This is a genomic window from Proteus myxofaciens ATCC 19692, from assembly GCF_001654855.1.
GTDB classification, from domain to species: domain Bacteria; phylum Pseudomonadota; class Gammaproteobacteria; order Enterobacterales; family Enterobacteriaceae; genus Proteus; species Proteus myxofaciens.
Map to the genome: position 1 here is coordinate 1 of NZ_LXEN01000163.1, position 2,523 is coordinate 2,523.

The 2,523-nt window shown below is 29.1% G+C and carries 2 protein-coding genes; both read left to right on the forward strand.

Annotated features, from left to right (window positions below):
- On the forward strand, positions 1 to 347 hold a 347-nt coding region (locus M983_RS16320), incomplete at its 5' end, for a DUF1440 domain-containing protein (protein ID WP_157091985.1).
- A 757-nt stretch (positions 348 to 1,104) separates the two neighbouring features.
- A complete protein-coding gene (gltP, locus tag M983_RS16325; RefSeq protein ID WP_066753516.1) occupies positions 1,105 to 2,403 on the forward strand; it encodes a glutamate/aspartate:proton symporter GltP in 1,299 nt (432 codons plus the stop codon).
- The last annotated feature ends 120 nt before the right edge of the window (positions 2,404 to 2,523 follow it).

Genomic DNA, 2,523 nt, shown 5'->3' on the forward strand with positions numbered 1-2,523 from the left:
TTGGTGGTGCTGTTACACTTTATCATTGGCTATTTAGTTTTGCTTTTGCATTTGTTTATGTCGTCTTATCTGCATATATTCCTAAAATAAGAATTTTTTTTGGCGCATTGTATGGTGTATTAATCACTATTTTTGCACATGGGATAATGATACCTTTGCTTGGTTTCCGTCATCCGATTTATAATGAAGGACATACTGGTTGGTTATGGGAACTAAACGGATATGAACTATTAAGTGAATTTTTAGGCCATATTTATTGGGCTGTTTCAATTGAAATATGTTTAATCGCAGTATTAGCTTACTGTGGTAAACCTATTAAAGGTATTTGGGCTGTAAAAAATAGTTAGTTATTTCTTTAATATCATAGATTAAATAAAATTAAAATAGAATGGCACTAACATTTAATAAAGTGCCATTCTATATTCTAGTTGTTATAAACTTATATATTGATGAGTATTCTTTATCTAAAAGTTCGTTTATCAAATTAGAAAATAGATATTCTGGTTTCCATTCATATAATCGATAACCACTAGTATGTATTAATTAATACTAAACCAACTTTGGATATTTGAATATTAAAAATTTTCTAACCATAGGTAAAATTCAGAATTTATTTTATATTCTTTATCAAAAATAAGTATCACCAGATAATTTAGGGAGGGAAAGACATAATAAATCTTATTATAATTTAATAAAGTTTATTTGTAGGAAAATAACACATCAGTAAATTTTGATTTACAGAAGTACTAAAATAATAAATTTTGTACATTTTTCATACAAAGAGAGTAATAAAAATGAAAAGAGGTTTAAATAATAAAATCATGTTTAGCTTATTTTTTATACAATAATATAGGAAAACAGCAATAATAATCAGCTATATTTTAGTCTTAATAAGACAGACACGTTGTGTAAATAAGATGTAATTATGTTAAAAAAATGTTTCTGTTTGTTAGTTGTTGTGTTTTTATTGTTTCAATATATTTTATTTTGGCTTTTATTGTTAATATATCGTTTTTATATTGCTATTTTGACAAATATTTATTTGTCAATCCTGTTAGTTATAAAGTATAACCAATTTAAGTACAAAAATTAGGATATATAAAAATGACAACGAAAAGCACGCATAAATTTAAATTTGGGCTAGGATGGCAAATTTTAATCGCTCTAGTTTTAGGCATTATTGTTGGTGCAATTTTGCACGATAGTGAGAGTAAAGATTGGTTAATTGAAAACTTTTTATCTCCTGCGGGAAAAATATTTATTCAATTAATAAAGATGATAGTGGTTCCCATTGTCATTTCAACTTTAGTTGTTGGTATTGCCGGTGTGGGGAGTACCAAACAGTTGGGTAAATTAGGATTTAAAACTATCCTATATTTTGAAGTAATTACTACGATAGCAATCATTGTGGGAATTAGCTTAGCTAATATATTCCAACCCGGTGTTGGTATTGATATGTCATCTCTTAACCAGGTTGATATATCACAATATGAAAGAACAACACAGCAAGTCGAAAGTCATTCTCATGGAATAATGGCGACATTATTATCACTAGTACCATCCAATATATTTGCAGCTATGTCGAGTGGCGAAATGCTACCTGTTATTTTCTTTGCTGTTATTTTTGGTATGGGACTTTCATCATTACCTCAAGAGAAAAAAGAACCCTTATTAGTCGTACTACAAACATTCTCTGAGACAATGTTCCGCGTTACTCATATGATTATGATGTATGCACCTATCGGTGTATTTGCGCTAATTTCTGTTACTGTTGCTAATTTTGGTTTTAGCTCTTTAATACCATTAATAAAATTAGTTGTATTAGTTCATGGTGCAATTCTTTTCTTTGGTATTGTCGTTTTAGGTATTGTGGCGAAGATGTGCAAAATTAATATTTTTACATTAATTAAAATATTAAAAGATGAATTAATTCTCGCTTACTCGACAGCAAGCTCTGAAACTGTTTTACCAAGAATAATGGATAAAATGGAACAATATGGCGCATCTAAATCAGTAACTAGTTTTGTTATACCTATTGGCTATTCTTTTAATTTAGATGGTTCTACGTTGTATCAAAGTATTGCAGCAATATTTATAGCTCAGTTATATGGTATTGATCTTTCGCTTTGGCAAGAAATTACATTAGTTGTGACATTAATGATTACATCTAAAGGTATTGCTGGTGTTCCTGGTGTCTCTTTTGTTGTGCTATTAGCAACCCTTGGTTCTGTTGGTATACCATTAGAGGGACTCGCATTCATTGCTGGTATTGACCGTATATTGGATATGGCAAGAACAGCATTAAATGTTATCGGTAATGCACTTGCAGCTTTAGTGATTGCAAAATGGGAACGCCAATATGATGCTAATAAAGCAAGAGAATATGAAGCTTCTTTTAAATAAAACAATAATTTTAAATTAGACTGAGAAAAACAATTATCTAGATATAAAAAACACCTCTTAAATTTATTAAGAGGTGTTTTACTAAGCGTCATTTAAAGTTAGTTAACTACGCATAATACA

Excerpts from the sequence above, each read along its gene's own strand:
- gltP (WP_066753516.1), top strand. The coding sequence starts at position 1,105 with ATGACAACGAAAAGCACGCATAAATTTAAATTTGGGCTAGGATGGCAA.